Origin of the sequence: Dermacoccus sp. Ellin185, from assembly GCF_000152185.1 — a bacterium.
Classification (GTDB): Bacteria; Actinomycetota; Actinomycetes; order Actinomycetales; family Dermatophilaceae; genus Dermacoccus; species Dermacoccus nishinomiyaensis.
Window position 1 is genome coordinate 1 of sequence record NZ_AEIQ01000063.1, and the last position, 10,320, is coordinate 10,320.

Consider the following 10,320-nt stretch of genomic DNA (forward strand, 5'->3'; position numbering starts at 1 on the left):
GCGCCGCCCGACGTAGAGCTCCTCGAGGCGCGCGGCGTCACCCGCGGCCGGGTCGCGCCAGTCGATGCGGCCGAAGAAGAGCGTCGTCGACGGGTCGTCGGTCAGCGCCGCGACGCGGCGGGCGAGCGTCGCCCCGAGCGCCTCGCCGCTGACGGCGTCGCTGGCCCGCGACGCGTCGAGCGAGGCGGCCGAATCGCGCATGCGCGCGAGTTGGGCGCGTGCGGCGGCGAGGTGCGCGCGTTCGTGGTCGAGGACGGGGTCGAGCGCAGGCTCGAGCACGGGAGCGGGCAAGGCGAACCACCTTCGGGGGCAGTGGAGGCAGAATCCCTCACTCTACGCCTGGCACCCGTTGCGGGGAGCGCTCAATTCTTGACGTCGGACTGAGCTCCCAGCGTCACCGAGACCTCCTGCTGGCGACCGTCGCGGATGATCGTCAGCTTGACGGCGCTGCCGACGGTACGCGAGCGCACCTGACCGACGAGCGCGTTGGGCGAGGTGACGGGTTCGCCGTCGATCGCGGTGATCGCGTCGTCCTTGCGCAGCCCCGCCTTGGCGGCGCCGCTGCCGGGGGCGACGGACGCGACCTTCGCCGCCGTCAGCGTCGCGTTGCCGCTCTTGACCTCCGTCGGCGACGTGCCGATGCCGAGCAGCGCGTGCTCGGCCTTGCCCTTGGCGATGAGCTGGCCCGAGATGTTCTTCACGACGTTGCTCGGGATGGCGAAGCCGATGCCGATGTTGCCGCTCTGGCCGCCCGAGGCGCCGTTCGACAGCGACGCGATCGAGGAGTTGATGCCGATCAGCTTGCCGCTGCCGTTGACGAGCGCGCCACCCGAGTTGCCCGGGTTGATCGCGGCGCTCGTCTGGATCGCGTTCGTCACGACGGTCGAGGTCGACGTCGAGGAGCTGTCGGAGTCGCTCTCGCTCGTCGTCACCGGCCGGTCGAGGGCGGAGACGATGCCCGTCGTCACGGTGCCGGCGAGGCCGAGGGGGTTGCCGACAGCCATGACGGGCTGACCGACGACGAGCTTGCTGTCGTCGGCCATCTCGACGGGGTGCAGGTCCGGGACGTCCTTGATGCGGATGACGGCGAGGTCGGTGGACGGGTCGGTGCCGACGACGCTCGCTGGGTAGGTGCGGTTGTTGTTGAGCGTGACGGTGACGGTCGCGTTCGACCCGGCGCCGCTGACGACGTGGTTGTTCGTCACGATGTTGCCGCTCTTGTCGAGCACGACGCCGGAGCCCTCGCCGCCGCTGGAGCCGGAGCTGACGTCGATCGAGACGACGCTCGGGTTGACCTTCGCGGCCGTCGCCGACCAGTTGATCGCGCCGGCGTCGGCGAAGTCGGCCGGGTCGGCCTTGATGACCGTCGAGTTGCCGCCGCCCGAGACGGCGCCGGTGTCGTCGCGCTGGACGACGGCGTACGTCCCGGCTGATGCGAGGGCCGCCGCGAGGAGCGAGGCCGCACCGATCTGCGCGAGGCCGCGCCCGCCGCGTCCCGAACGCCCGCCACCGGCAGGCTGCGAGCCGACGCCGTACGCCGCTCCCGGCTGCTCGTATCCCGGCTGAGCCCACGGCTGCTGATACCCGGGCTGCGGCTGGTACCCGGGCTTCGGCTGGTACCCGGGCTGAGGCCCGGACGTCGGCGCGGGGGCGGACGCCGGCATCGCACCGGCGGGCGGGGCGTCGAGGCGGGCCGGTTCGGAGCGGATCACCTGCGTGTCGTCAGGGCGTGGAGCCTGGCCCGGCAGCTGGTGACGGCGGGCGCCGTCCGGTCGCTCGTCGGGGTTCGGGGCGCTGTCGGGCGTCTCGGTCATGGCACTGCTCCTGGTCTCGGATCGGCGCTGACGCGGGCTGCGTCGGTCGATGCGCTGAGGGGGCCTCTCGGGTCACGAGAGTAGTCAGTCGAGGCTATTCGACGTCATCAGTCTCGTCGGCAACGTGATGCGAGCTGTGCTGCGCCTGTGAATCCGGCGCGGCGAGCGGCAGACTGACGACGAACGTCGCGCCCCCGCCGGGGGTTTCGCGCACGCTCACCTCACCGTCGTGGGCGGCGACGATCGCGGCGACGATCGACAGGCCGAGGCCGGTGCTGCCGCTCGCGCGGTTGCGGGCGACGTCGGCACGGTAGAAGCGTTCGAAGATGCGGCCACGCATGTCGGCGGGGATGCCGGGGCCGTGGTCGGCGACCTCGACGACGGCGCGCCCGTCGACCGCACCGACGCCGACCTCGATGGGTTCGGTGCCCGGAGCGTAGCGTTCGGCGTTGCTCACGAGGTTCGTCATCACCTGGCGCAGGCGCTGCTCGTCTGCGCTGATGATGACGGGGCCCAGGCCGCCGCCGAGCCCGTGCAGTGCGAAGCGGCGCTCGCCGTCCCCGCGGGCCTCTGCGTCGCTCACGGCGTCCGCGGCGATGACGGTGAGGTCGACGTCGTGGTGGCGTCGCGGCGTGCCGGGCGCGGTGGCCCCGATCGTCGCGGCGCGCTGCTCCGTCTCGAGGCGAGAGAGCAGGAGCAGGTCATCGACCATGGCGCTCATGCGTTTCGCCTCGTCCTCGATGCGGCGGAAGGCGGCGGCGACGTCGTCGGGGTCGCTCACCGCGCCCTGACGGTACAGCTCGGCGTAGCCGCGGACGGTGGCGAGGGGAGTGCGCAGCTCGTGCGAGGCGTCTGCGACGAAGGAGCGCATGCTCTCCTCGCTGCGGTCCTTGATCTCCATCGAGCGTTCGACCTGGCTGAGCATGACGTTGAGCGAGCGCGCAAGGCTCTCCATCTCGTCGGCGGAGTCGGGGTTGGGGACGCGGCGTGTCAGGTCGCCCGCGGCGATGGCGGCGGCGGTGTCCTCGATGGCTCGTAGTGGTCGCATCGCCCGCCGCACCGCCCACAGCGCCGCGAGCGTCGCGAACAGCAGTGCGATTGCGCTGACGCCGATGGTGAGCACCTGCATGCGTCGCACGACGGTGTCGACGTTCGCCATGCTGACGGCGACGGCGTACGGCTCGCCGGTGGTCTCGTCGATGCCTTCGACGACGCGCCACGACACGGTGCTCTCGCCCTGCGAGTGGACGGTGTAGGGGTGCCCGCCGTGCGCGATGGCGCTGGCCTTCGTCACGTCGGGGAAGTCGGGGCGGGGCCCCGTGGCGGGGACGAAGTCGTTCGTCTCCTGCGCGCCGACGATGCGGACGGCATACACGTTGACGGGCACGGCGCTCGTCACGCGCGCGTGCTCGGCCTGTTGCTGGATCGTCGAGGCGACGAGGGTGGGCGCGGCGGCGACGAGGTCGGCGTCCTCGCGTTGGACGAGGTAGCTCTGCAGCTGCCAGGACCCGGCAGTGCCGACGACGAACATCGCTGCGCCGAGCAGGCCGGCGAGGACGGCGACGATGCGGGCGCGCAGCGGCCAGCGGTGGACGCCGCGCCGCAGTCGCAGGTACTGCTGGCGCAGCGTGTAGCCGTCGGGGGAGACCAGGGGGATCGCCTACGTCAGCGCGGTTCGCGCAACACGTATCCGACGCCGCGCTTGGTGTGGATGAGCGGTTCGAGACCGTCGACGTCGATCTTGCGGCGCAGGTAGGAGATGTACGACTCGACGATGCCGGCCTCACCGCGGAAGTCGTAGTCCCACACGTGGTCGAGGATCTGGGCCTTGCTCACGACGCGACCGGCGTTGAGCATGAGGTAGCGCAGCAGCTTGAACTCGGTGGGGGAGACGTCGATGACGCGGCCCGCGCGGCGCACCTCGTGGCTGTCGTCGTCGAGCTCGAGGTCGCCGACGGTGACGGTGGGGCCGTCCGAGTCGTCGGCCTTCGTGCGGCGAAGGACGGCGCGGATGCGCGCGACGACCTCTTCGAGGCTGAACGGCTTCGTGATGTAGTCGTCGCCGCCGACGGTGAGGCCCTTGACGGTGTCGTCGACGGAGTCGCGCGCGGTGAGGAAGACGATCGGCAGTTCGCGTCCGCCCTCGCGCAGGCGGCTCGTGACGGCGAAGCCGTCCATGTCGGGAAGCATGACGTCGAGCACGGCGAGGTCGAACTCCTGCGTCGCGGCGAGGGCGAGCCCTTCGCTGCCGGTGCCGGCGACGGAGACGTCGAAACCGGCGAACTTCATGCTCGTGGCGAGCAGTTCGCGGATGTTGGTGTCGTCCTCGACGATGAGGATGCGTGCTTCGGGCGTGCTCATGCCTGTCATTCTCGCCCGCCCGACTGGACGTTCGCTGGAAGTCGGCTGGAGAAGGTGTCCCCTACGATGGGACGGCACGCAGCGGCACGCACCCGATCCTGATGGAGAGAAGGCACGTCATGGGGCTCAAGTTCTACGCCGATCGCGGTTCGCGCCGCACCCGTCAGATCGTGGCCGACGTGGCCCTCGCGCTGTGGTGCGTCCTCGCGATCTGGGCGGGCACCGTCGTTCACGACCGGGCGCTCGTGGCGCAGAGCGGCGCGCAGAAGCTCGAGCACGGCAGCTCCAGCCTGGCGCTCGACATGACGGACGCGGCGAATGCCGTCGCGAAGGTCCCGTTCGTCGGTTCCGAGGTGCGCACCCCGTTCGACAAGGCCGCCGGCACGGCGACGGACATGGCCGGCTCGGGGCACGACCTCGCGACGGGGCTGGGCCGCTTCGCCGTCCTGCTCGGGGTCCTGACGGCGGCGCTGCCGATCGTCCTCGCGCTCGTGCCGTGGCTGCTGACGCGCCTGCGCTACGCCGTCACCGCGGGGCGCCTCGCCCGCCTGCGTTCCATGCCGGGCGGACGCCGGTTGCTCGCGCTCGAAGCGCTGACGAGCGCCTCGCCACGTGCGCTCGCCGCCATCGACGACGACGTCGCCCGCGCCTGGCAGGACGACGACCCCGAGGCGACGCGCAAGCTCGCCGACCTCTCGCTCGCGACGTACGGGCTGCGGCTCAGGGACGACGTGCTCGAGGAGGACGTGCTCGACGGCTGCGCGACCGGCGCCGAAGAATGATCGAAAAGGAATATTCCGGACGGGGCAGGTGTTGACGAGACTGCCGTCAGCCATGTCGTCCTGAGGAGTCACCACGAGCCCCACCTTCGCCTCGTTGTCCATCCGCAACTATCGCCTCTACGCGAGCGGCGCGCTCGTGTCGAACGTCGGCACGTGGATCGGGCGCGTGACGCAGGACTGGGTCGTCCTCACCGAACTGACGCACCACGACGCCGCCGCGCTCGGCGCGATCACCGCGACGCAGTTCGCGCCCGTCGTCCTTCTCGCCCCGTTCGCCGGATCCCTCGCGGACGCCTACCCCAAGCGGCGTCTGCTCATGCTGAGCCAGAGCGCGCTCGCGGTGACGTCGCTCGTGCTCGCGAGGCTGCTGCTGACGGGCTCGGCGACGCTCGCGAGCGTCTTCGGCATCGCCCTCGTGCAGGGCATCGCGACGGCCCTCGACAACCCGACGCGTCAGGCGTTCGTCTCCGAACTCGTGCCCGAGGGGCACCTGACGAACGCCGTCGGTCTCAACTCGGCGTCGTTCAACGCGGCGCGCCTCATCGGCCCCGGCGTCGCGGGTCTGCTCATCGCGGGCATCGGCACGGGCTGGGCGATGGTGCTCAACGCGGCGTCGTTCGTCGCCGTCCTCGCCGCGCTGCTCGCGATGAATCCGCGCGAACTACGGCCGGCGCCCCGACGGCGTGGCCGCGGCGGGGTGCGCGAAGGTTTCGCCTACGTGAGTCGGCGGCGCGACCTGCAGCTCATCATGGGTCTCGTGTTCATGCTCGGCACGTTCGGCATGAACTTCCAGATCACGACGGCGCTCATGGCGACGAGCGTCTTCCACGCCGACGCGCGCGCCTACGGCATCATCTCGTCGGTGATGGCGGTGGGGTCGCTGGCCGCGGCGCTGCTCGCGGCCCGGCGCAAGTCGCCGTCACTGCGGCTTCTGCTCGCGGCGCTCGCCGGGTTCACGGTGTTCTCCGCACTCGCCGCGATGGCGCCGAACGTGTGGCTGTTCGGCGCGTTCCTCGTGCCCGTCGGGTTGTGTGCGCTGACGGCGTTGACGACGGCGAACGCGAGCGTCCAGCTCTCCGTCGACCCGCAGCTGCGCGGGCGCGTCATGGCGCTCTACATGGCGATCCTCATGGGCGGCACGCCCGTCGGCGCGCCGCTCATCGGGTGGATCGGCAACACCTTCGGCGCCCGCGCGACGATCGCGGTCGGCAGCGTCGCGGTCGGCGTCGCGACGCTCGTCGCCGGCCTCACCCTGATGCGGGTGCGGCACTACGCGGCGCGCGACGTCATCGCGATGCGGCCCACCCATCTCGCGGTGAGAGAATCGGCGACATGACCCCGAAGACCCGCCGACTCATCGTCATCATCGCCCTCGCCGCGTTCGTGCTCGTGCCGCTCGTGGCGCAGCTCGCGAACTGAGGCCCGGCCCTTCGGGTATGTGGCTCAGGGGCGCGAGCCGTCGCTGACGGCCTGCGCGCGGCGGCGACGCTGCAGCTGGTCGACCTCCTCGACGACGATCCGACGCAGTGCCCCCGGCGCGTCGGGATGCGAGGCGAGCCAGGCTTCTGCGGCTTCGGTGTTCGGCTGGGTGTCGAACAGAACGCGCACGAGGCGTGAGGCGATGACCTGGCTGCGCTCGCGCCACCACGTCTCGAGGTGATCGAGGTAGCTGTCGGCGTACGCGCCGGCCAGCTCGACGCTCGCGGGGTGGGTGAGCCCGGCGACGAGCGCGGCGACCTGCTCGTTCGTCAGCGACGCGTCGTCGACGCGCTGCCACGCGGCCTGCTTGGTGTCGTCGAGGCCGAGAGCTGCCGTCGCGCCGAGCGCCTGGGCCGCGCCGCGCTGCGTCGTGTCGCGCGTGCGTTCATCTGCGAGGCGGGCGTCGACGTCGCGACGGGCGTCGTCGTCACGGGTGTGCGCCGCGAGTGAGGTGAGGACGCTCCAGCGCTCGTCCTGGTCGGGCTCGAACGGGGTGTGCGCGTCGAGCAGGGCGCGCAGTTCATCGTCGACGCTCGGGGCGAGGGCCGCGACGAGGAGGGCCAGTCGGCGCCACACGCCCGGAAGATCGGTGCCCGTCGATGCGTCGGCCCGGTCGATCGCGACACGCCAGAACGCCTGCGCCCAGTCGGCGCGCGAGGCGGCGTCGGGCAGGTAGGACGTGATCGCGGCGATCGCGAACCGTCCCGCGCCGTCGACGATCGTCGCCGACGGTTCGTCCGCGAGCTGGGTCAGCCCGGCGCGCACGAACGTCTCGGCGGGCAGGCGCGCATCACGCGTGGCCTGCCACAGCTGCCCCCACGCCGTGGCGCGATGCGTCGCCGAGGCGAGGTGGCAGAGCTGCGTCGCGAACAGCTCGAGCGTCTCGGTGCTCGGCGCGATCTTCGCGTACGTCCAGTCCTCGTCGTCGACGAGGACGACCGCGCCACGCAGTTCGCCCGGCAGCTCGAGCGTGTCGCTCTCGCCTTCGAGGTCGAGCCACGCGTCGCCGGCGGCGTGCCAGGCGGCGGCTTCGGAGGCGTCGGGCGCCTCGACGTCGAATGCGGTGGCGTGGAAGCGGTGCGGGCGCGTGCGGTCGCCGCGGCGCGTGATGACGCCGCCGGCCACCTCGAGCGTGTCGGGGCCCGACGTCTGCAGCCAGGCCTGCGCCCACGCCGTCATGTCGCGTCCGCTCGCCTCGCCGAGGGCGTCGAGGAAGTCGTCGAGGGTCGCGTTCGTGAAGGCGTGACGTTCGAAGTACAGCGCCGCGCCCTCGTAGAACGCGTCCTCACCGGCGTACGCGACGAGCTGGCGCAGCACGGAGGCGCCCTTCGCGTAGGTGATGCCGTCGAAGTTGGCGCGCGCGGCTTCGACGTCGGGGATGTCGGCGACGATGGGGTGCGTCGTCGGCAGCTGGTCGGCGGAGTACGCCCACGCCTTGCGGCCCAGCCCGAACGTGGCCCACGCGTCGTCGAACTCGGTGACTTCGGACGCGGCCTGCGCGCCGATGAAGTCGGCGAACGATTCCTTGAGCCACAGGTCGTCCCACCACGGCATCGTGACGAGGTCGCCGAACCACATGTGCGCCATCTCGTGCAGCAGCGTCGTGGCGAGCGCTTCGCGTTCGCTGCGGGTCGCGTCGCCGCGCTTGAGGTAGTTCTCGTTGAACGTGACGAGGCCCGGGTTCTCCATCGCGCCGATGTTGTACTCGGGCACGAAGATCTGGTCGTAGGTGCCCCAGGGGTAGCTGCAGCCGAACTTGCGCTCGCACCACGGCAGCCCGGCCTTCGTCCAGCGCAGCATGTCCGCGCTGGGCAGGCTCGCGCGCATCGCCGGGCGGCACATGATCGACAGCGGCACGCGGCGTCCGTCGCTCAGCACCGCCTCGTCCTCGACCAGCGCGTATGGGCCCGCGATGACGCAGACGATGTACGTCGACTGCGGCATCGTCGGTGTGAACGTCGTGAGGGTGAGGTCGGTGGTGGTGTTGCCGTGCGTCTCGTCGCTCGCGGCGGCCGGTTCGGCGCTCTCGGGTGCGCCGTTGCTGCGCACGAGCCAGTGCGACGGGGCGGTGACGCTGATCGCGAAGTGTGTCTTGAGGTCGGGCTGGTCGAAGCAGGCGAAGACGCGGCGGGCGTCGGTCGGTTCGAAGTGGGTGAACAGGTACGTCTCGCCGTCCTGCGGGTCGCGGAAGCGGTGCAGGCCTTCGCCGGTGTGGCTGTAGTGGCACTCGGCGATGACGGTGACGACGTGCTCGCGCCCCGGCGTCAGGCCGCGGACGGTGACGAGAGAATCCTCGAAGCTCGTGGCGTTCGCGTCGAGTTCGACGCCGTCGAGCAGAACGCATGGGGCGGCATCGGCGACGAGGTCGATCGACACCGCACCTTCGGTGCAGGTGAGGCGCAGTGTCGACGTCGAGGTGAACGTCGCGGCCTCCGTCGGCGCGCCCGTCAGATCCAGGTGAATGGATTGGTCGCTCAATGTCACTGTGCGAGAACGGTGCTGGGCGGTTTCGCGAGTGAGGTTGTGAGCGAGGGGCACGCGGTGGGCCTTTCGTTGGAGCGGCCTGAGGTGACGGTGGCGTCAGAGCCGTTCGATGACGTGGTCGATGCAGTGGGTGAGCGCCGCCACATCGGTGGGTTCCACGGCAGGGTACATGCCGACGCGCAGCTGATTGCGTCCCAGCTTCCGGTAGGGCTCGACGTCGACGATGCCGTTGGCGCGCAGCGTCGCCGCGATCGCCGCCGCGTCGATGGCGTCGTCGAAGTCGATCGTGCCGACGACGAGGGAGCGGTGCGCCGGGTCAGTGACGAACGGTGTCGCGTGCGGGTGCGCGTCCGCCCACGTGTAGAGGGCCTTCGATGAGGCGCGGGTACGTTCGACGGCGAAGTCGAGGCCGCCGTTCGCGTTGAACCAGTCGAGTTGCGCCTTCATGAGGACGTACGTCGCGAGCGCCGGCGTGTTGTACGTCTGCGCCTGACGGCTGTTCGTGATGGCGGCGTCGAGGTCGAGGAACGGTGGGATCCAGCGGCCCGACGCCTTGATGCGCGCGACCCGCTCGATCGCGGCGGGGGACATGAACGCGAACCACAGGCCCCCGTCGCTCGCGAACGATTTCTGCGGCGCGAAGTAGTAGACGTCGCACTCGGTCAGGTCGACGGGCAGGCCGCCCGCGGCGGACGTGCCGTCGATGAGGACGAGCGTGTCGTCGTCGGTGTTTGCCGGGCGCGTGACGGGCGCCATCGCGCCTGTCGACGTCTCGTTGTGCGCCCACGCGTAAGTGTCGATGCCGGGCTTCGGCTGCGCCTCGGCGACGCTGCCCGCCGGGGCTTCGACAATGTCGGGCGCCTCGAGGAACGGCGCCGTCGCGGACGTCGCGAACTTGGCGGTGAACTCGCCGAAGACGAGGTTCTGCTGGCGGTGTTCGATCAGGCTGAACGCGGCCACGTCCCAGAACGCGTTCGACCCGCCGAGACCCATCACCGTCTCGTAGCCGTCAGGCAGGTCGTACATCTGCGCGAGGCCCTCTTGCACCTCGCGTACGAGGTTCTTCACCGGCGCCTGACGGTGTGACGTGCCGAGCAGCGGAGTTGCACCCTCGCCTGCAGCGGCGAGCGCTGCGAGTGCGTCGGGGCGGATCTTGCTCGGGCCGGCACCGAAGCGTCCGTCGCTCGGCTTGAGAGCGTCGGGGATGACGATGGCGGGGCTCTTCGCGTCATTGCTCTTCGCGTCAGTCACGTTGTCGACTCTAGGACGGGCGCTGCAGCCCGCGCCGCCCGTTTCGCATGGCGGGTACCGTTTCCGCAGGGCGGGTCGTGGGCTGGGCGCGGCCGAAATGGCGAGTCGACGGGGCCGTCCCGCGCGGGCCCGTCCCGCGCGGGCGCGGG

The 10,320-nt window shown here is 71.1% G+C and carries 7 protein-coding genes and 1 pseudogene; 2 read left to right on the forward strand and 6 right to left on the reverse strand.

Annotation, left to right across the window (positions count from 1 at the left end):
• The 4 genes and pseudogenes from HMPREF0321_RS16410 to HMPREF0321_RS05990 form a co-directional block, all read right to left on the reverse strand.
• A pseudogene (locus HMPREF0321_RS16410) lies at window positions 1–291 on the reverse strand (AAA family ATPase); the annotation flags it as partial.
• Window positions 292–362: 71 nt separating this feature from the next.
• Window positions 363–1,814: a S1C family serine protease gene (locus HMPREF0321_RS05980; RefSeq protein ID WP_006944991.1), complete on the reverse strand. Its 1,452-nt coding sequence runs from the start codon at window positions 1,812–1,814 to the stop codon at window positions 363–365.
• 94 nt (window positions 1,815–1,908) lie between these two features.
• The gene (locus HMPREF0321_RS05985; protein WP_006944998.1) at window positions 1,909–3,345 is read right to left on the reverse strand and encodes a HAMP domain-containing sensor histidine kinase; all 1,437 of its coding nucleotides are present in this window, start codon (window positions 3,343–3,345) and stop codon (window positions 1,909–1,911) included.
• 134 nt (window positions 3,346–3,479) lie between these two features.
• Complete coding sequence (locus HMPREF0321_RS05990) at window positions 3,480–4,184, reverse strand: response regulator transcription factor (protein WP_040014574.1); 705 nt, start codon at window positions 4,182–4,184, stop codon at window positions 3,480–3,482.
• Window positions 4,185–4,294: 110 nt separating this feature from the next.
• Here HMPREF0321_RS05990 and HMPREF0321_RS05995 point away from each other — a divergent pair, with 110 nt between their 5' ends.
• A complete protein-coding gene (locus HMPREF0321_RS05995; RefSeq protein WP_006944997.1) occupies window positions 4,295–4,957 on the forward strand; it encodes a hypothetical protein in 663 nt (220 codons plus the stop codon).
• Window positions 4,958–5,051: 94 nt separating this feature from the next.
• Window positions 5,052–6,293: an MFS transporter gene (locus HMPREF0321_RS06000; protein WP_006944996.1), complete on the forward strand. Its 1,242-nt coding sequence runs from the start codon at window positions 5,052–5,054 to the stop codon at window positions 6,291–6,293.
• A 107-nt stretch (window positions 6,294–6,400) separates the two neighbouring features.
• Here HMPREF0321_RS06000 and pepN read toward each other — a convergent pair whose 3' ends face one another.
• Window positions 6,401–8,974: an aminopeptidase N gene (pepN, locus tag HMPREF0321_RS06005; RefSeq protein ID WP_006944989.1), complete on the reverse strand. Its 2,574-nt coding sequence runs from the start codon at window positions 8,972–8,974 to the stop codon at window positions 6,401–6,403.
• A gap of 42 nt (window positions 8,975–9,016) precedes the next feature.
• A complete protein-coding gene (gene serC, locus HMPREF0321_RS06010; protein ID WP_006944995.1) occupies window positions 9,017–10,171 on the reverse strand; it encodes a phosphoserine transaminase in 1,155 nt (384 codons plus the stop codon).
• Between the last annotated feature and the right edge of the window lie 149 nt (window positions 10,172–10,320).